General features: G+C 74.3%; 9 protein-coding genes. 6 read left to right on the top strand and 3 right to left on the bottom strand.

Translation table 11 applies throughout. The features are described from left to right. The first annotated feature begins 601 nt into the window (after positions 1-601). The 4 genes from ACIQUT_RS39675 to ACIQUT_RS39690 all read left to right on the top strand — a co-directional run bounded on the left by ACIQUT_RS39675 (position 602) and on the right by ACIQUT_RS39690 (position 7,037). The gene (locus tag ACIQUT_RS39675) at positions 602-3,514 is read left to right on the top strand and encodes a LuxR C-terminal-related transcriptional regulator (RefSeq protein ID WP_403570528.1); all 2,913 of its coding nucleotides are present in this window, start codon (positions 602-604) and stop codon (positions 3,512-3,514) included. Further along, positions 3,495-4,421, top strand: a complete 927-nt coding sequence (locus ACIQUT_RS39680; protein ID WP_403570530.1) for a metallophosphoesterase family protein — start codon at positions 3,495-3,497, stop codon at positions 4,419-4,421. The genes ACIQUT_RS39675 and ACIQUT_RS39680 overlap by 20 nt, the downstream gene beginning before the upstream one ends. Continuing rightward, positions 4,418-5,197: a 4'-phosphopantetheinyl transferase gene (locus ACIQUT_RS39685; protein ID WP_403570532.1), complete on the top strand. Its 780-nt coding sequence runs from the start codon at positions 4,418-4,420 to the stop codon at positions 5,195-5,197. The genes ACIQUT_RS39680 and ACIQUT_RS39685 overlap by 4 nt, the downstream gene beginning before the upstream one ends. A 181-nt stretch (positions 5,198-5,378) precedes the next feature. Further along, positions 5,379-7,037, top strand: a complete 1,659-nt coding sequence (locus tag ACIQUT_RS39690; RefSeq protein ID WP_403570534.1) for a flavin monoamine oxidase family protein — start codon at positions 5,379-5,381, stop codon at positions 7,035-7,037. A gap of 67 nt (positions 7,038-7,104) precedes the next feature. Here ACIQUT_RS39690 and ACIQUT_RS39695 read toward each other — a convergent pair whose 3' ends face one another. Together ACIQUT_RS39695 and ACIQUT_RS39700 are read right to left on the bottom strand one after the other, a co-directional pair. Further along, positions 7,105-8,520 carry a class I adenylate-forming enzyme family protein gene (locus tag ACIQUT_RS39695; protein ID WP_403570535.1) on the bottom strand — a complete coding sequence of 472 codons (1,416 nt, stop codon included), beginning with the start codon at positions 8,518-8,520 and terminating at the stop codon, positions 7,105-7,107. A gap of 314 nt (positions 8,521-8,834) precedes the next feature. Continuing rightward, positions 8,835-9,482: a thioesterase II family protein gene (locus ACIQUT_RS39700; protein ID WP_403570537.1), complete on the bottom strand. Its 648-nt coding sequence runs from the start codon at positions 9,480-9,482 to the stop codon at positions 8,835-8,837. 455 nt (positions 9,483-9,937) lie between these two features. On the opposite strand from ACIQUT_RS39700, the gene ACIQUT_RS39705 reads away from it, so the two are divergent. Both ACIQUT_RS39705 and ACIQUT_RS39710 read left to right on the top strand, forming a co-directional pair. After that, complete coding sequence (locus tag ACIQUT_RS39705) at positions 9,938-10,573, top strand: ATP-binding cassette domain-containing protein (protein ID WP_403570538.1); 636 nt, start codon at positions 9,938-9,940, stop codon at positions 10,571-10,573. Between the two features lie 150 nt (positions 10,574-10,723). Next, positions 10,724-11,758, top strand: a complete 1,035-nt coding sequence (locus ACIQUT_RS39710) for an ACP S-malonyltransferase (protein WP_403570540.1) — start codon at positions 10,724-10,726, stop codon at positions 11,756-11,758. A 94-nt stretch (positions 11,759-11,852) separates the two neighbouring features. Here the strand turns inward: ACIQUT_RS39710 and ACIQUT_RS39715 are convergent. Further along, the coding region (locus ACIQUT_RS39715) for an SDR family NAD(P)-dependent oxidoreductase (protein ID WP_403570541.1) at positions 11,853-18,889 on the bottom strand (7,037 nt) is incomplete at its 5' end.

Raw genomic sequence — 18,889 nt, forward strand, 5'->3', positions numbered from 1 at the left:
CGCGCCGTCAGCTTGCCCTTCGCGTGCTGGGCCTCGGTCGCCCGGTCACTCGGTCCACGCCGCGCCTGCTCGCGCAGGGAGTGCAGCTCGGCCACCTTCCCGGTGAGGTTCGTCGTCATGTGCCGCCCTCTCGGCCCCGGCCCCCGCCCCGCGACACGGGCGGGACCCATCGTTTCTCGCCGGGCTCCAAAGGCCCGCGCCGGACCATTAAACGAGCGGCCGCCACGCCTCCTCCACCGTCTCCGACCCCTAATCTCCGCCCGGCCACCCCTAGAGCGGAAACAGTTCAATGCACCGGCATTTGAGGTTTCCTTGAGGTTACATGCGCACCGGGTGCGGCCGATTTGGTTGAAGCGGAAGCGACTTGAAGGAGCGTCATTCCAAAGCGGCTCAGTTAGTCGACCCGTCGAGAGTTGGTACAGTTCAATCGAACCTGCGAACGGGAAGAACCGGGCCGCCGTTTGACCTGCGGCGAGCGCTGAATTCCATGCGCTCCACGGGCACGTCTTCCTGCACGCGCGGGAACTCGCATGAATAGCCATGCCATGCCATGGAACCGACATGCGGTATTTCGCATCTCAGCGGGGAGGCTTCCACAGACATGTTGGTGGAGCGGGACGAACAGATCGGCAAGCTGACCTCCTGGGTGTCCGGCGCCGCCCGGCCCCACGGCAGCACCCACGGCAGCACCCACGGAAGCAGGAACGGGAGCGGACAGGGCACGGCCCCCGACGATCCCTCCAGACCCGGCCGGACGGCCGTGATCAGCGGCCCGGTCGCGTCCGGCAAGACGGCCCTGCTGCACCGCGTCCTGGAGCGGACGGCCGACTCGGGCATCCGGCTCCTCAGCGCCGTCACCTCCGCCGCGGAACAGGACATCCCCTTCGGCGTGGTGGAGGAACTGCTCCGCGACACGCGGGACGGCGCGGGCGGCCCCCTCGCCCTCCACGGGCCCCGTCCCGGCACCGACGGCCTCATCCCCGCCGAGACCCTCGTGGCCTTCCACGCCCGGCTCGCCGGCCTCGCGGCGCGCGGGCCCGTCCTCATCGCCATCGACGACGTCCAGTACGCCGACCCGCAGTCCCTGCACTGCCTCCTGTACGCAGTGAGCCGGGCCCGCACCGCGGGCGCGGGCCTCGCCCTGCTCGTCACGCACGGCCCCGACGCGGGCACCTCCCCGCCCCGCGTCCTGGAAGAACTCCTCCGCCAAGCCGAGGGACCCCGCCTCCGGTTGGGCCCGCTCAGCCCGCGGGGCGTGGAGGAGCTGCTGGCCCGCCGGGCCGACGACGCCGCGCTCCCGGCCGCAACCGCCGCCCACCCGCGCGGCGGCCGCCTGGCCGCCTCCCTGCACACGGCCACCGGCGGCAACCCCCTGCTGGTCCACAGCATCCTCGACGACCACCTGCCGCGGCTGCGGACCGTCGAGGCGCCCGACGGCCCGCTCCACCCCGGCGAGCAGTTCCTGCAGAACGCACTGATCTGCATCCACCGCACCGGCGCCGACGGCCTCCGTGTCGCACAGGGCCTCGCCCTGCTGGGCGACGAGGGCCGCATCCCGCTGCTCGCCCGGCTGGTGGACGCCGAGGAGAGCACCGTGGAGCAGGTGGTGGCCGCCCTCGACGACACGGGCATCCTGCAGGGAACCCGCTTCCGGCACGACGCCGTACGCACGGCCGTGCTGGAGACCCTCGCCGACGACGGCGTGGCCCTGCTGCGCCGGCGCGCGGCACGGCTGCTGTACGGGGCCGGGGCGGCACCGATGGCCGTCGCCACCCTCCTGCTCGGCCACGGGCCGGGCGTGCCGGACGAGGAGTGGGTGCCCGCGGTGCTGAGCGACGCCGCGCACACGGCGCTGGCCTCCCAGCAGGTCGGGTTCGCGGTGCGCTGCCTGCGGCTGGCGGAGCAGTGCTCCCGGGACGAGCGGGAGAGGCTGCAACTCCGCGCCAGCACAGCCAAGTTCATCTGGCGGGTGAACCCGTCCGCCTGGGCGCACGAACTGCACCCGCTGAACGTCGCCTCGCACAACGGCACCCTGCCGATCAGCGAGTCCCTGCGGCTCGTCGGCGACCTGCTGTGGAACGGCTGGATCGACGACGCGGCGACGGCGATCCAGCACGCCGTCGAGGGCCTGCGGGACACGCCCGACCCGACGCTCGCCGCCGAACTGCGCGGCGTTCAGGCGGTGCTGGCGTCCACGTACCCCACCCTGCTGGAGCGGATGGACGGCGTGCTCGGCCCGGTCTGGGACAGCGCGGACCGCCCGGCCGCCGCCGCCGCGGAGGACGGTGTCATCGCCGCGACGGGGATCCTGCACGGGGTCCTGAGCGCGGGATCCGGCGCCGACGAGGAGTTCACCGAGCGGGCCGAGCGGATCCTGGCCGGCACCCGCCTCACGGAGGAGAGCCACGTCACCGTACGGGCCTGCCTGCTGGCCCTGATGTACGCGGACCGGCTGGGCCCGGCGGCCCTGTGGACCGACCGGCTGCTGGAGGAGGCCGCCGAGCGCAGCGCCCCCGGATGGACGGCCGTCATGCAGGCCATGCGCGCGCACATGGCGCTGCGCCGCGGCGAACTGGCCGGGGCCCGGCACCTCGCCGAGCAGGCCCTGGAGCAACTCCCGCCGCACGGCTGGGGCGTGGGCATCGGCATGCCGCTGTCCGCCCTCATCGAGGCGCGGACCGCCATGGGCGACCACGAGGCGGCGGCCGCCCTGGTGGACCACCCGGTGCCGGAGCAGATGCTGATGACGCGCTACGGCATCCACTACCTCTACGCGCGCGGCAGGCACCAGCTCGCCACCGGACGGCACCACGCGGCGCTCACGGACTTCATGCTCTGCGGGAAGCTCATGCACGACTGGGACATGGACCGGCCGGGACTGGTGCCCTGGCGGGTCGGGGTCGCGGAGGCCTCGCTGGCCCTCGGCAACCGGGACCAGGCGGAGCGGTACGCCCGGGAGCAGCTGGCCGAGCCCGCCGGGCCGCGGGTGCGCGGCATGGCCCTGCGGATCCTGGCGGGTGCACGGCAGCCGGCCGAGCGGCCGGCCCTGCTGGACCGGGCGGTGGCCCTGCTCCAGGACGAGGGCGACTCCCACGAGCTGGCCCGGGCCCTGACCGACCTCGGGGCGGCGTACGGGCTGCTCGGCGACCCGGCCCAGGGGAAGACCTGCACGCGCAGGGCCTGGCGGATCGCCGAGGGCTGCGGCGCCCGGGGCCTGTCGAGCCGCCTCCAGTCCGACCCGCCGCCGCAGAGCGCGCCGCCGCAGCCGGAGCCGGGCGCGGCTCCGAGCCCCGTGCGGCCGCGGTCGTCCGCGGTGTCCAACCTGACGGACGCAGAACGGCGGGTGGCGGCGCTCGCCGCGCACGGGTACACCAACCGGGAGATCTCGGCGAAGCTGTTCATCACCGTCAGCACCGTGGAACAGCACCTGACCCGGGTCTACCGGAAGATCAACATCACGCGCCGGCAGGACCTGCCGGTCAGTTGGGACATCGATGTCGCACACACGGCCTGACCCCGCCGCACCGCCCGGCCCGGCCACCGGCGGACCCGCGGCCGGGCCCGGACCCCGGCTGCTCGCGGTGAGCGACCTGCACATCGGGATGGCGGACAACCGGCCCATCACCGAGTCCCTGCGGCCGGCCCACCCGGACGACTGGCTGATCGTCGCCGGTGACGTCGGCGAGCTGACCGAGGACATCGAGTGGGCGCTGCGCCTGCTCGCCGGCCGCTTCGCCAAGGTGGTCTGGGCCCCGGGCAACCACGAGCTGTGGACCCCGCGCGAGGACCCGGTGCAGGCGCGCGGCGAGGAGCGCTACCGGTACCTGGTCGACCTGTGCCGCAGGCTGGGCGTGGTCACCCCCGAGGACCCCTGGCCCGTCTGGCGGGGGCCCGGCGGCCCGGTGGCCGTCGCCCCGCTGTTCCTGCTGTACGACTACACCTTCCGGGTGGCGGGGACCGCGACCAAGGAGGAGTCGCTGGCCCGGGCCCACGAGGCCGGGGTCGTCTGCACGGACGAATACCTCCTGCACCCCGACCCCCACCCGAGCCGGGACGCCTGGTGCCGGGCCCGGGTCGGGCAGACCCTGCGCCGGCTGGAGGCCCACGACCCGGCGGTGCCGCTCGTCCTCGTCAACCACTTTCCGCTGGTCCGCGAGCCCACGGACGTGCTGTGGCACCCGGAGTTCGCCCAGTGGTGCGGCACCGTGCTCACCGCGGACTGGCACCGCCGGTTCCGTACGGCCGCCGTGGTCTACGGGCACCTCCACATCCCGCGGACCACCTGGTACGACGGGGTGCGCTTCGAGGAGGTGTCGATCGGCTACCCGCGCGAGTGGCGCCGGCGCGGCCATCCCAAGGGCCTGCTGCGGCAGATCCTGCCGTACGCCGGCCGCCCCGACGGCGAGGAGGACCGGGCGTGATCGAGACGCTGATACCCCCGGAGGCCTGCGCGAGCGAGGCCTTCGGGCCGGACGGCTCCGCGGTGCTGTACCCGGAGGAGGCGGCCCTGGTCGCCGCCGCGACGAACGAGCGCCGCGAGGAGTTCACCACCGTACGGGGCTGCGCCCGGCGCGCGCTGGCGGCCCTCGGGCTGCCGCCGGCGCCCGTCCTGCCCGGGAAGCGCAACGTGCCCCGGTGGCCGGCCGGGGTGGTCGGGAGCATGACCCACTGTTCCGGCTACCGGGCCGCGGTCCTCGCCCGGGACACCGACCTGATGGCGGTCGGCATCGACGCCGAGCCGCACCGGCCGCTGCCCCGGGGGGTGCTGGAGGCGATCGCCCTCCGCGAGGAGCTCGCCTGGGCGCGCACGCCGGCCGCCGGCGCGGCGCCGTTCCACCGGGACCGGCTGCTGTTCAGCGCGAAGGAAGCCGTATACAAAACCTGGTACCCGCTGGTGGGGACCGAGCTGGAATTCGAGGACGCGCTCATCTCCTTCCGCGAGGACGGCCCCGGCGGCACCCCGGCCGCCGGCCCCGGTGACGCCCCGGCCGCCGGCCCGCGGACCGGCACCTTCCGGGCCCGTGTGCTGCGTCCGGGAACCGCTCCCGACGGGCACCCGGTGACGGCGTTCACCGGCCGCTGGACCGCGCACCGCGGCCTCGTCGCCACCGCGATCACCGTGCCCGCCCGCCGGCCGGCCGCGGCGGCCGACACGGAGGGCGGCACGGTGGGCGGGGTCGGTCACCCGGGTCGATAGGGGTTGTCCGGCTCCGGCGCCGCTGCGTAGCGTGCGGGGACCGGACCGACTGTGCACGGCGTACGGCGCGTGGATCCCCCCGCCGTCCGGGCCCGCTCCGATGCCGTGTTCCCGGCTGCGGCCGGCTCGTCCGACGGTCCTCCCTGGTAGCGATGCCGCACCGGCCCGAGAGGTACTCGAAATGACATCAGCAAGCCCGGCCACCACGATGCTCGTGCCGGACTTCCCCTTCTCCTACGACGGCTGGCTGCGCCACCCGGCGGGCCTCGGCTCGCTGCCACCGGGGCGCGCCGGGACGCCCGTGGCCGTGGTGGGCGGCGGGATGGCGGGGCTGACCGCCGCCTACGAGCTGATGCGGCTGGGCCTGCGCCCGGTCGTGTACGAGCCCGGCGGGCTGGGCGGCCGGATGCGGTCGGTGCCCTTCCCCGGGGACTCCGGCTGTGTGGCGGAGATGGGCGCGATGCGCTTCCCCCGGTCGGCCCGCGCGCTGTTCCACTACATCGACCTGCTGGGGCTGCGGACCCGCCCCTTCCCCAACCCGCTGTCGGAGCACACCCCGAGCACCCTCGTCGACCTGGGCGGGGTGCGCCACACCGCGCGGTGCGCGGAGCAACTGCCCGACGTCTACCAGGAGGTGGCCGCCGCCTGGGAGAAGGCGCTGCAGGAGCGGGCCGAGCTGGCCACGATGCGCGACGCCGTGCGGCGGCGCGACGTGGAGACGCTCAAGCACGTCTGGGACCGGCTGGTACGGGAGTTCGACGACCAGTCCTTCTACGGCTTCCTCGCCACCAGCGCCTCGTTCCGGTCCTTCCGCCACCGTGAGGTCTTCGGGCAGGTGGGGTTCGGCACCGGCGGCTGGGACACCGACTTCCCCAACTCGCTGCTGGAGATCCTGCGCGTGGTCTACACGGGGGCGGACGAGGACCAGGTGGCCATCGCCGGCGGCGCGCAGCAGGTGCCGCGCGGGCTGTGGGAGCACCGGCCGCAGCAGTGTGCGCACTGGCCGGCGGGGACGTCGCTGGCCTCGCTGCACGGCGGCGGCGCCCGGCCCGGGGTGCGTGCCGTCACGCGCGACGGCTCGGGGTTCGCCGTCACCGACACGAGCGGGCGCCGGGACCGGTATGCGGCCGTGGTCTACACCCCGCACGTGTGGACGCTGCTCAACCGCGTGGAGGCCGATCCCGGTCTGCTGGGCGCTCCGGTGTGGACGGCGGTGGAGCGGACCCACTACATGGGCGCGTCCAAGCTGTTCGTCCTGACCGACCGGCCCTTCTGGCACGACGTGGATCCGGACACCGGGCTGCCGGTGATGAGCATGACCCTCACCGACCGGATGCCGCGCGGCGTCTACCTGTTCGACGACGGCCCGGACCGCCCCGGGGTGATGTGCCTGTCGTACACGTGGAACGACGACTCCCTGAAGATGGCGACGCTGAGCGCGGCAGAGCGGCTGGAGGTGCTGCTGGGCAAGCTCGCGGAGATCTACCCGGGACTGGACATCCGGTCGCACGTGATCGGTGAGCCGCTGACCGTGACGTGGGAGACCGAACCGCACTTCATGGGCGCGTTCAAGTCGAACCTGCCGGGCCAGTACCGCTACCAGCGGCGGCTGTTCACCCAGTTCATGCAGCGCGGGCTGCCCGCCGGCCGGCGCGGGTTCTTCCTGTGCGGCGACGACGTGTCGTGGACGGCGGGCTTCGCGGAAGGCGCCGTGACGACCGCGCTGAACGCGGTGTGGGGCGTCGTGGAGCACCTGGGCGGGGCCACCCACCCCGACAATCCCGGCCCCGGCGACCTCTTCGAAGAGCTGGCTCCCGTCGAGCTGCCCTACGACGGCTGACGGAAGGTTCACGGGGACGAGGGCGCCCCCGCCGTTGCGGCGGGGGCGCCTTCGGGGTGCCGGACGGTCACGCCAGGTCGGCGGCCATCTCCGCCAGCTTCTTCTTGTCGGGCTTGCCGTTGCGGTTGAGCGGGAACCGCTCGAGGACCACGACCTTGTTGGGCTGTTCGAAGGCGGGCAGCAGGGCGCACAGCCGCTCCCGCCAGTGGCCGGACTCGCGCAGCTCCTCGTCCTCGACGAAGAACACCAGCTGCGAGCCGCGCAGTTCGTCCGGGAGGGGCACGATCCGGGTGGGGCAGCCCTGCGCGGCCACCTTCCGCTCGATCAGCTCGGGGTACAGGGTGTAGCCCATGCGGTGCACGGCGAACTTGCGGCCCAGGACGTGCAGGTTGCCCCCGGCGTCGAGGTGGCCGAGGTCGCCGGTGGCCTGCCAGCCGCCGGTGGCGTGGGCCGGGACGATGGTGCCGTCGTCGGCCACCTGCCCTTCGAGGGCGTCGGGGGTGTCGACCTCGATCTCGCCCGTCTCCCCGGCGGGGAGTTCGCGGCCGTCCTCGCCGACGATCCGCAGCCGGATCCCCTCCATGGCGCGGCCGCAGGCGACGGGGTTGTCGAGGGTGGCGAACGAGATGTTGCCGAGCTCGGTGGAGCCGTAGCTGTCCAGCAGCGGCAGCCCGAACTCGGCCGTGTACTGCGCCACCAGGGGCGCGTCGAGGGGGGCCGCGCCGACGCAGAACATGCGGGTGTCGGCGATGTGGTCGCGCAGCGCGGGCTTGCGGGTGACCAGGCTGAGGATGCTGCGGTAGCTGGAGGGGGTCGCGTCGATGACGGTGGCACCGGCGTCGCGGGCCATGCGCAGGGCGCGGTCGAGACGGCGGTAGGGGGCGATCACCAGGGAGCAGCGGGTGAGCCAGGCGATGAGCACCATCGACAGGCCGTACTGGTGGGCGAAGGGCAGCAGCGGCAGCAGGACGTCGTCGGCACGGTGTCCGACCTGGTCCGCGTTGCGCCGGAGGTTGCGCAGGAACGAACGGCCGGTCTTGACGACCCCCTTGGGCGATCCGGTGGAGCCGGAGGTCCACATGATGAGGCCGTCGGGGAGATCGCCCCAGGCGTCGAAGGACAGGGCGGGGGCGGCGGGCTCGTGGTCGGCCAGGGCGACCATGAGTTCGTACAGGTGGACGGGGTCGGCGTCCGGGTAGACGGGGGTGTCGTCGTCGACGAAGGTGACCTTGACGCCGGTGCGGATGGCGATGCGGCGGGTCTCCTCCGCGGTCTCCTGCTGGTCGACGAGGACAATCGAGGCGCCGACGTGCATGAGCGCGTACAGCACGCACACGTAGCTCGCCGAGTTGCCTGCTTTGAGCATGACCCGGTCGCCGAGGCCGACGCCGCGTTCGCGGATCGCCTCGGCCACCCGGAGGGCGTCCTGTTCGAATTCTTCGACGGGCCGTACCGAGTCGGCTGCAAATATCTTCGCGGTCATCGGTCGCACTATGTCCTTCCTCTGGGCCGTGACGCGGCCGGGCGGCGTAGGGTGCGCCGGGCCGGCGGTGGGTCGGGCCCGTTCAGGGGTGGATCGCGGGGTTCGCGGGCTTCACAAGGGATGGGGATGCGGCCGCGGCCGTCCCCGTGGTCCGTGCGGTCGGGCGTGTCGCGTGACGGGGGCCGCCGGCCGGGCCGTGGTGGTCGCCATCGGCCCGGCCGTCGCCCGGTCGTGCCGTCGACACGGGCCTCCACCCCCGCACGCTAGGCAGCGGGCCCGGGCTCGGGTACCCCTGACCGCCCCCTGGGCACCCCTCATTCGGCGTCCGGTCCGCCGAGCGAGATCAGCTGGTCGTGGACGATGTTGACCACCTCCCGGCGGTACGACTTCAGGTATCCGCCGGCGCCGGGGAAGACCTCCAGGTCGAACCGGCCGGAGGTGCACCGCCGCCAGGCCCGGACACCGGCCAGCGTCGCGCGCGGGTCGTGGCGGGCCGTCAGGGCAACGACCCGGCAGCCCAGCGCGGGCGGGCCGAGGCTGCCGCGGTGGCCGGGCGCCGCCCGCCCGGAGGTGAAGAGGGTCAGCGGCGCCCCGTAGGTCTCCCGTTCCAGGCGGCAGCCCACCTCGTAGGCCAGTTCGGCGCCCGTGCGGTGGCCGAACAGGGCGAACGGGCGGTCGGTCCAGCCCCGGACCGCCTCGAACACCTTGTCGGCGAGTTCCCTGCCGACCGCCGGGTCGGGGTCGTCCTCGAAGGTCAGGTACGACGGGTACTGGACGATGAGCAGCTCGACGGTGGGCAGCAGCAGTTCGGCCATGGCGAGGTAGCACAGCGGCGAGTTCCGCGAGCTCGGGAAGCAGATCATGCGGTAGCTGCTCGGGACCGACGGCTGCCGGATCTGGATCAGGCCGACCTCGTCCGGGGTGGTCTCCCCGCCGTCGGGCCGGCTGTGTGCATGGGTCATGCCCCTGGAACTCCGCCTCGGATGGTGCCCTCTGATGCGTGGTCGGGCATGCGGCCGGCGCCTCCGCAGCGGAGGGCCTTCATAAACAATTCCGTGCCGTGCCGTTGCCGCCGGCGGGGTCTGGCGCCGGGCGGGGATGCTCGGCGGCGGTGTGCAGGGGGCGCAGTCGGGTGCCGGATTCCGCCGACGGGACGAGTGTTTTCACGGGGTCTCCTCGCGGAATGGTGAACGGGCTGGGATCACCGGCCCGGTCACCGGGGGATGCTATGAGGTTATTCACCGGAGCCGCAATACATGATCACCCCTATTCCCCCCTAACCCTTCCTCCTCCCCCCTAAGAGCGGGCACCGCGGATCCGCGGCGGGGATCCGCATGCTAGACATTCCCCGTCCCTGTTTCCCTGCGCGGACCCACCAGACCGCCGATTCCACGTCCCACTCGATTCGCAGGAACAAATGAAACCTGAACGACCCGTGGATTTCTCCGTCGTGGTCGACGGACCGGTCGAGAAGTACCGGGACCGCGACCGGCCGGGGGTGGACGGCCCGAGTTTCGCGGTCCGCCGGGGCGAGGTGTTCGGATCCCTGGGCCCGAACGGAGCCGGGAAGACGACGACCACCGGCGTCCTCACCACCCGCGCGGCCCCCACGGCGGGGCGCGCGTTCGTGCAGGGCGTCGACGTCGCGGCCCGTCCCGCCTCCACCCCCACCGCCACGGCGCCCGAGCCGGTCGGCGGCTCCTCCGCGGAGCTGCGGCCCGCGCCCATCGGCGCCCGCTCGGCGCCCCGCACGTTCTTCTCCATCCTGTGGCGGAACGTCTTCGTCGCGTCGCTGCTGATGATCCCGATGGGCTTCCTGATCCCGGACGGCGCCACCTGGCCCATGGACAGCCTCCCGGCGACGGTGGGTGTCCTGCTGATGGGCGCGCCGGCCGGCAGCATGGTGGGGCCGACGATCGGCACGCCGGCCCCGCTGCCGCCCGGCGGCCCCGGCTCGATCCCGCTGCGGGTGGACCTCCCGGCACTGACGGCGGCCATCCTGACCTTCGGTGCGATCGGCATCGAGGGATTCCACCGCAGGGCCCGGGACTGAGCCCGTCCACCCCCTTCCCCTGTTCGTTCCCGGCCCCGCACCCGGACCGGCGCACCCGCGCCGGTCCGGGTGCGGGGTCTTTTCTCGTCGACGGCACCCGAACCGACGTCCGGTGCCACACCATCCCGGAAGCAAAGGTATTCACGCATCATGACTCTTTCCGATGCCATTCCTGCCGAGAATGCGGCGGACTCCTCCGGCGCCCGGACCGGAACCGCGATCGCATTTCCCGGCATGGGCCCCGCTTCCTTCGCCGAAATCGGCCGGTTCCTGCTCCTCGACCCATACGGCCGGGCGCGTCTGGCGGAGGCGGACGAGGCCCTCGGATATTCGGTGTTCGACCGGTTCCGTGACTCCGAGGACGACTATTCGGTGTATTCCCAGCTCGTCTTCCTGGTGGCCTCGATGGCGATGGCGGACCGGGCCGTCGACACCCTCGGCGTCTCCCCCACCGTGTGTGCGGGTCCCAGCTTCGGCCAGAAGGCGACCGCCGCGTTCGTGGGATCGCTGTCCTTCCCGGACGTCGTGCGGCTGACCGCGGACCTGGCCGCCTGCGAGGAGGACTACTTCTCCGGCGTGTACGAGGACGTGGTCACGCACTGCTTCGTGCGGACCCCGCAGGACCGCCTGGACGAGATCCTCGCCGGGTTCGACGATCGCGGCGCCTGGTACGACCTGTCCGGCCGGCTCGACGCCGGCTTCCACATGCTCTCCGTACGGGAGGGGGACCTCGACGCGCTCTCGGCCGGGATCAGCGCGGCCGGCGGCTACTCCATGTACTCGATGCGGCCGCCCGTGCACGCGGCGGCCTTCTCGGCGCTGCGCCGCAAGGCGGAGGAGGAGGTGTTCGCCGCGTACGAACTCGCCGACCCGGCCCTGCCGGTGGTCGTCGACCACGACGGCACGGTGGTCCGGGACGCGGCCGGCATGCGCACGATGATGCTGGACACCTTCGACCGGCCGATCCACTGGCCGAGCATGGTGGAGTCGCTGAAGGGGCTCGGTGTGGGCACGCTGTACGTGACCGGCCCCGACAACCTGTTCCACCGGCTGGACGTCACCAAGGAGAACTTCGAGGTCGTCCCGGTGGGCCTGCCCAGGAAGCGGGACCGCGAGCGCGACCGGAAGCAGGCCCTGGAGCGGTCCCGGGCCGCGCGGGCCCGGCGGGCCGCGTCGGGGGTCTGAGCCGCCGGCGGGAAGGAACGCACGAAAAGGGGCCGGGCCCCATCCCCCGGGGGGAGGGGGCCCGGCCCCTTTCTCACCGGTCCGGCCGCCGCCGTCAGGGGCGGGCGTCGAGCCACTCCTCGACGGCCCGCGCCGTCGTCTGCGCGTGCTGTTCCATCATCGTGAAGTGGTTGCCGGGCACGTCGACGGCGGTGTGCTCCAGGTCCCAGTAGGAACGCCAGTCGCCGTCCGCCGGGCGCGTCCAGTCGAAGAACTGCTCCTGGGACCGCACCAGCAGGGTGGGCGTCTTCACCGCCTCCGGCTTCCAGCCGGCGAACAGCCGGAAGTACGCGCCCATCGCCAGCAGCCGGTTGTCGTCGACGGGGACGTAGGTGTCCTGCCGCTCGTCCATCCCCGCCGACAGCCCCGGCTGGAGGCCGAGGAGGGCGTCGTCGTCGTGCGAGTAGATGTCGATCAGGACCACCGCCTCCGGGAAGACCCCTGCCGCTTCCAGCTTCCCGGCCACCGCGTGGGCGAAGATGCCGCCCGAGGAGTGCCCGAGGAGCACGAACGGCGCCCCGTCCGCGTGCCGCAGCACGGCCTCGGCCTTGGCCTCGATGACCGCCTCGGTGGTCGAGGGCAGCTGCTCGCCGCGTACGAAGCCGGGCGCGGCCATCGCGTGGACGTCCCGCCGGCCGCGGAACGCGGACGCGAACCGGGCGTACTGGTGCGGGCCGGAGATCGACAGGATCGAGGAGAAGCAGATCAGGCCGGGGCCCGTCGCGCCGCGGGAGAGCCGTACCAGGCCGGGAGCCTTGCGCAGCCCGGCCGGCGAGGAGAACGACGGCCGGAACCGCGACGCCTGCATGAGCAGTTCCATGAACCGGCCGGACGCCCCCTGCGTCCCGGCTTCCCGGAGCATCGCCCCGAGGATCCCGGATTCGGCCTCCTCCTCGCTCTGACCGGCGCGGCCGCCCGCATCACCGGCACCCGCTCCGGCACCGGCTCCGGCACCGGCACCGGCTCCGGCGAGCTCGGTGTGCAGCCGCTGGGCGACCAGCAGCGGGGTCGGGTGGTCGAAGAGCAGGGTGGCGGGCAGGCGCAGGCCCGTGGCGGCGTTCAGCCGGTTGCGCAGCTCGACCGCGGTCAGCGAGTCCAGGCCGAGCTCCAGGAACTCCTGGGACTCCCCCACCGCGTCGGGCGACGGGTAGGCGAGCACCGCGGCGGCCTGGGCCCGTACGAGGTCCAGCAGCACCCGCTCCTGCTCCTCCTCCGGCAGCCCGGACAGGCCCTGGAGCCGGCGTGCGGCGGCGGACACCGCCGCGTCGGCGGGGCCGGAGGCGGCGGCCTTGCGCAGTCCGCCGCGCACCAGTCCGCGGAAGAGCGGCGGGAGGGCTCCGGCTTCCGCCTGGGCCCGCAGGGGCGCCGTGTCGAGGTGCATGGCGACGAACACGCTGTCGTCGCCGGTCAGGGCGGACGCCGTGTCGAAGAGGGCCAGGCCCTCCGCGGACGACAACGGCGCCAGGCCGGCGCGTGCCATCCGCTGGACGTCGGCGTCCGTGAGGTCGCCGGTCATCGCGCTGCGCTGCTCCCACAGGCCCCAGGCCAGCGACACTGCGGGCAGGCCGGCCGCCCGCCGGGACTGGGCGAGCGCGTCGAGGAAGGCGTTGGCCGCCGCGTAGTTGGCCTGCCCGGGGTTGCCGAGGGTGCCGGCTGCCGAGGAGAACAGGACGAACGCGTCGAGGTCCAGGTCCCGGGTCAGCTCGTGCAGGTGGAGGGCCGCGTCGGCCTTCGGCTGCAGGACCGCGTCGATCCGTTGCGGGGTGAGGGACGGTACGAGCCCGTCGTCGAGGTGGCCCGCGGTGTGGACGACGGCGGTCAGCGGGTGTTCGGCCGGGATGCCGGCCAGCAGGGCGGCGAGCGCCTCCCGGTCGGAGGCGTCGCAGGCGGCGACGGCCGCCTCGGCGCCGAGCCCGGCGAGTTCCGCGACGAGTTCCGCGGCGCCGGCGGCGCGGGGGCCGCGCCGGCTGGTCAGCAGCAGGTGCCGGACGCCGTGCTCGGTCACCAGGTGGCGGGCCAGCAGGCTGCCGAGCGCGCCGGTGCCGCCGGTGATGAGGACAGTGCCGTCCGGGCGCAGGGCGGGGGCGGCCGATGCACGGTCCGCCGCTGCCCCGCCGTCGGGCCCTGTGTCCGCTTCCGGCCGGGGGCGGGCGGCGGGCACCTTCGCCAGCCTGGCGGCGTGCAGGGCTCCGCCGCGGACGGCGAGCTGCGGTTCGCCGCTCGCCGCGGCGGCCGCGACCAGCGCGCCGAGGTCCGCCGGGCCGTTCCCGGTGCCGTCGGCCGTGTGGTCCGGGTCGAGGTCGAGGACCTGGAACCGGCCGGGGTTCTCCGACTGCGCGGACCGCAGCAGCCCCCACACCGAGGCGTGCGCCAGGTCTGCGACGCCCTCGCCCGGGCGCACCTCGACCGCGCCGCGGGTGACCACGGCCAGGCGGGCCCCGGCGAAGGTCTCCTCGGCCAGCCAGCCCTGTACGAGGGCCAGGGCGTCACGGGCGGCCTGCCGGGTGTCTACCGCCACGGCTGCGGCGCGGTCCGCGATCGTGTCCGCGGCGGTGTCCGCGGCGGTGGCCGCGTCCGGTGCGGCGTACGAGACCAGCACGGTGTCGGGCAGCGGCTTTCCGGCGCCCACCACGCCGGAGAGGGCGTCCAGGTCGGCGTAGGCGTCGGCGGTGATGCCCGCCTCGCGCAGCACGGCTTCGAGACCGAGGGCGTCGGTCCCGACGACGGCCCACCGTCCGCTCGGGGGCGTGGAGTCGGCGGGCAGTGCGGGCCACTCCAGCCGGAACAGCGACTCGTGGAAGGCGGGCCGGGCCGACCGGAGCCGGGTCGGGTCGAGCTCCCTCAGCAGCAGCGACTCCACCGAAACGACCGGTTCGCCCTGCTCGTCGAAGGCCGTGAGGGACACGGCGCCCGGCCCTGCCGGGGCCAGCCGCACCCGCAGTGCGCCGGCGCCGACGGCGTGCAGGCCGACCCCGGTGAAGGAGAAGGGCAGCCGCATCCGGACGTCGGCGCCCGGTGCCTCGTCCTCCGTGGCGAGGAAGGAGCCGAGTGCGAGGCCGTGCAGGCCCGCGTCGAGCAGTGCCGGGTGCACGCCGAACTGCGCGGCGTCGGCCCGGAGGCCGTCGGCGAGCGCGAGTTCGGCGAAGAGTTCGCCGCCGCGCCGCCAGGCGGACCGCAGGTTGCGGAACGCCGGGCCGTACGCGTATCCGGCGGCGGCGAACAGCTCGTACAGGTCGGCCGCGTCGAGCGGTTCGGCCCCGGCGGGAGGCCAGACCTCCGGGCCGGCGGCCGGGAGCACGGGCGGGGTGTCCCCCGAGCCGAGCACACCGGTGGCGTGCCGCGTCCACGGCTCGTCCCGGCCGTGCCCGCCCTCGCCGGCCGCGGTCTCGGTGCGCGCGTGCACCTGGAGGGCGCGCCGGCCCGTGTCGTCGGGCGCGGCCACCGAGACCCGGAGCTGGAGGGCAGCGTGCTCGGGGAGCACCAGCGGCGCCTCCAGGGTCAGCTCCTCCAGGAGGACGGTGCCCGCGCGCCGGCCGGCGTGCAGGGCGAGTTCCACGAAGGCGGTCCCGGGCAGCAGTACGGCGTCGGCGGCGCGGTGGTCCGCCAGCCAGGGGTGCGTCCGGAGCGACAGGCGGCCCGTGAACAGGAACCCTTCCGAGTCGGGAAGTTCGACGGCCGCGCCCAGCAGCGGGTGCTCGGCCGACCCCAGACCGGCGGCGGTCACGTCGCCGCCGTACGGGGCCTCCGGCAGCTCGATCCAGTAGCGCTCGCGCTGGAAGGCGTAGGTCGGCAGGTCGGTGGTGCGGGCGCCGGTGCCGGCGAAGTACGCCTCCCAGTCGACGCCGGCGCCCCGGGCGTGGGCCCGTGCGACGGCCGCCGTGAGGGTGTCCGCTTCGGGGCGGCCCTTGCGGAGGGCGGGAGCGAAGGCGGCGGATCCGGTGCGGTCGGTCAGGCAGTCCTGCGCGAGGGCGGACAGGACTCCGTCGGGGCCGAGTTCGAGATACGTGGTGACGCCGGCGGCTTCGAGGGCGCGGACGCCGTCGAGGAAGCGGACGGCCTCGCGGACGTGCCGGACCCAGAAGTCGGCGGAGCCCATCTCGTCCGAGACGAGGGCGCCGGTCAGGTTGGACACGACCGGGATGCGCGGGGCCGCGTACGCAAGCCCCTCGGCGACCTCGCGGAAGGCGTCGAGCATGCCGTCCATGTGCGGCGAGTGGAACGCGTGGCTGACCGTCAGCCGCTTGGTCTTCCGGCCCGGGACGGCCTCCACGACCGCGGCGGCCGCGGCCTCGTCGCCGGCGATCACGACGGCCCGCGGGCCGTTGACGGCGGCGATGCCCACCCGGTCGGCGAGCAGGGGCAGGACCTCGTCCTCCGAGGCCTCCACCGCGATCATCACACCGCCGGAGGGCAGCGCCTGCATGAGCCGGCCGCGGGCGGCGACGAGCGTGCACGCGTCGTCGAGGGACAGTACGCCCGCCACGTGCGCGGCGGCGATCTCGCCGATGGAGTGCCCGGACAGGAAATCCGGCTTCACGCCCCGGGATTCGAGGAGCCGGAAGAGCGCCACCTCGACGGCGAACAGCGCCGGCTGGGTGTACTCCGTCCGGTCCAGTACGGCGGCATCGGTCCCGAACAGCACGTCCTTCAGCGGCAGTTCGAGGCGCCGGTCCAACCGTTCGCACACGGCGTCCAGGGCTGCCGCGAACACCGGGTGGGCAGCGTACAGTTCACGGCCCGTCCCGAGGCGCTGGCTGCCCTGCCCGGTGAACAGGAAGGCCAGCTTCCCGGCCCCTGCGGCGCCGACGGTGCCGCTCGTGACACCGGGGGCGGCCGGGTCGCCGTCCGCCAGCGCGGTCAGGCCGTTCAGCAGCCCGTCCCGGTCTCCGGCGACGACCACCGCACGGTGGTCGAAGGCGGCGCGGCGGGTGGCCAGCGACCAGGCCACGTCCACCGCACCGGCCTCGGGCGCGCCCTCCAGGTGGGCCCGCAGGCGGGCTGCCTGGGCGCGCAGTGCCTCGTCCGACTTCGCGGACACCACGTACGGCAGCACGGAATCCGCGGGCACCGCGAGCGCCGCGGGCGCCGTGCCCTGCACGGCCGGGGCTTCCCCGTCCGGGACATGCTCGATGATGGTGTGGGCGTTGGTGCCGCTGATGCCGAAGGAGGACACGGCGGCGCGGCGCGGGCGGCCGGTCTCCGGCCACGTCACGGCCTCGGTGAGGAGCGATACGGCGCCCTCGGTCCAGTCGACGTGCGGGGACGGCTCGTCGACGTGCAGGGTCTTCGGCAGGATGCCGTGGCGCATCGCCTGCACCATCTTGATGACGCCCGCGACGCCGGCCGCGGCCTGCGTGTGCCCCATGTTCGACTTGATCGACCCGAGCCACAGCGGTGCATCGGCTTCGTGCGCGCGGCCGTAGGTGGCCAGCAGGGCCTGCGCCTCGATCGGGTCGCCGAGCGTGGTGCCGGTGCCGTGGGCCTCGACGACGTCCACCTCGGCGGCGGACAGGCCGGCGTTGGCCAGTGCCTGCCGGATGACGCGCTGCTGCGACGGGCCGTTCGGGGCGGTCAAGCCGTTGGAGGCACCGTCCTGGTTGATCGCCGAGCCGCGGACCACGGCGAGGACCGGGTGGCCGTTGCGGCGGGCGTCCGACAGCCGCTCGACCAGCAGCATGCCGACGCCCTCACCCCACGCGGTGCCGTCGGCCGCGGCCGCGAACGGCTTGCAGCGGCCGTCTGTGGCCAGGCCGCGCTGGCGGCTGAACGCGATGAACGTGCCGGGCGTGGCCATCACCGTCACGCCACCGGCCAGGGCCAGGTCGCATTCGCCGTTCCGGAGCGCCTGGGCGGCGAGGTGCAGGGTGACGAGGGAGGACGAGCAGGCGGTGTCGACCGTGACCGCGGGGCCTTCGAGGCCGAAGGTGTAGGAGACGCGGCCCGAGGCGACGCTGCCAGAGCTGGACGTCCCCATGTAGCCCTCCAGGCCGGCGGGGGCGCGGTGGAGGAGCGTGCCGTAGTCGTTGTACATGACGCCGGCGAAGACGCCGGTGCGGCTGCCGCGCAGGGTGTCCGGGTCGATGCCGGCCCGCTCGAACGCCTCCCACGTGGCCTCCAGCAGCAGGCGCTGCTGGGGGTCGGTGGCCAGTGCCTCGCGCGGGGACATGCCGAAGAACACCGGGTCGAAGTGGTGGGCGTCGTGGAGGAAGCCGCCGGCGGTGCTGTAGCTGGTGCCGGCCTGGTCGGGGTCCGTGCTGAACAGGCCCGCGAGGTCCCAGCCGCGGTCGTCGGGCATGTCCGAGACGGCGTCGCGGCCGTCCAGGACGAGCTGCCACAGGTCTTCCGGCGACCGCACGCCGCCGGGGAACCGGCAGGACATCGCGACGATCGCGATCGGCTCGTCGTCGTGCACGCCGACGGCGGCCGGGGCTGCTGCCGCCGCTGCCGCCTCCTGGCTGCCGAGCAGCTCGGCGTGGAGGAATTCCGCCAGGGCGGCGGGCGTCGGGTAGTCGAAGACGAGCGTGGCGGGCAGGCGGACTCCGGTGGCGGCGCCGAGCCGGTTGCGCAGCTCGACGGCGGTCAGCGAGTCGAAGCCGACCTCGTTGAACGAACGTGCCGGGTCGACCGCTTCGGGGCCGGCGAAGCCGAGGACGGCGGCGACCTGGCCGCGGACCAGCTCGGCCACGGCACCCTGCTGCCGGTCCTGCGGGAGCGCGGCCAGCTGGCGGGCGAACGCGCCCCCGGCACCCCGCGCTGCACGGCGTACGGGCATCCGCACCAGTCCGGACAGCAGCGGCGGGAGCATGCCGCTGCCGGCCTGGGCGCGCAGCGCCGGCAGGTCCAGCTTGACCGGCACCAGCAGCGCCTGCCCGGCGGCACGGGCGGCGTCGAACAGCGCGACGCCTTCCGCCGCGCCGATGGGGTGGACACCGCCACGGCCCAGACGCGACACGTCCTCGGCGTCGAGCGCGGCGCCCATGCCGCCGCCGGTCTCGGCCCACAGGCCCCAGGCCAGCGAGGTGGCGGCGAGGCCGCTCGCCCGGCGGTGGGCGGCGAGGGCGTCGAGGAAGGTGTTGGCGGCGGCGTAGTTGG

This window comes from Streptomyces sp. NPDC090445 (assembly GCF_044769385.1).
In the GTDB taxonomy this organism is placed as follows: domain Bacteria; phylum Actinomycetota; class Actinomycetes; order Streptomycetales; family Streptomycetaceae; genus Streptomyces.

Bases quoted from the DNA above. Each gene is read 5' to 3' on its own strand.
- ACIQUT_RS39675 (WP_403570528.1), top strand. From the start codon at position 602: ATGTTGGTGGAGCGGGACGAACAGATCGGCAAGCTGACCTCCTGGGTG.
- ACIQUT_RS39680 (WP_403570530.1), top strand. From the start codon at position 3,495: ATGTCGCACACACGGCCTGACCCCGCCGCACCGCCCGGCCCGGCCACC.
- ACIQUT_RS39690 (WP_403570534.1), top strand. From the start codon at position 5,379: ATGACATCAGCAAGCCCGGCCACCACGATGCTCGTGCCGGACTTCCCC.
- ACIQUT_RS39695 (WP_403570535.1), bottom strand. From the start codon at position 8,520: ATGACCGCGAAGATATTTGCAGCCGACTCGGTACGGCCCGTCGAAGAA.
- ACIQUT_RS39700 (WP_403570537.1), bottom strand. From the start codon at position 9,482: ATGACCCATGCACACAGCCGGCCCGACGGCGGGGAGACCACCCCGGAC.
- ACIQUT_RS39705 (WP_403570538.1), top strand. From the start codon at position 9,938: ATGAAACCTGAACGACCCGTGGATTTCTCCGTCGTGGTCGACGGACCG.
- ACIQUT_RS39710 (WP_403570540.1), top strand. From the start codon at position 10,724: ATGACTCTTTCCGATGCCATTCCTGCCGAGAATGCGGCGGACTCCTCC.